Raw genomic sequence first — 486 nt, forward strand, 5'->3', positions numbered from 1 at the left:
AGTTGCCAAAGCGCTTGGGTAGGCCGCGCCATTTGCAGCCATGCTCGGCAACGTAAAGGATGGCGTTGACCACTTGCAGGTTGGTCATGCTGACATTGCCGCGCTGCGCCGGCAGGCAGTGTTCGATTAGAGAAAATTGTGCTGGCGTGATCTCCATGCACGATAGTTTAATCGCTCGGGCCATTAGTGTTAACAGGCCCTAGTTTGCTTCTCTCGACTCAATAAAGCATTCCATCCAGCAATTTCAGCTTTAGCTTCATCCTCTCGGCCTGCCTGTATGTAATCTTTAAGCTCGTTGGTGTAATCGTGAACCGGTCCCCGAGTTTTTGACTGGTTCTCAACCTGAGTCAAGAACCTAGGGAAGATCTGAACAACCAGTCAGTATCTTCGAAGTTCAAGCAGCCTTGTCGAGATGAGGCGTGTAGTTGGCTTGAAGTGCGTAAGGCATGCGTTTTCTGGCGGCATCTCCTGCCGCCAGGCAGCATT

1 protein-coding gene is annotated in these 486 nt (G+C 51.4%); it reads right to left on the bottom strand.

All coding sequences use genetic code 11. The features are described from left to right. Positions 1 to 184, bottom strand: a 184-nt coding sequence (locus ABS769_RS22540; RefSeq protein ID WP_434801693.1) for a transposase, incomplete at its 3' end; no start/stop codon positions are given. Positions 185 to 486: the final 302 nt, after the last annotated feature.

This window comes from Xanthomonas hortorum (assembly GCF_040279205.1).
GTDB lineage: Bacteria > Pseudomonadota > Gammaproteobacteria > Xanthomonadales > Xanthomonadaceae > Xanthomonas > Xanthomonas hortorum_F.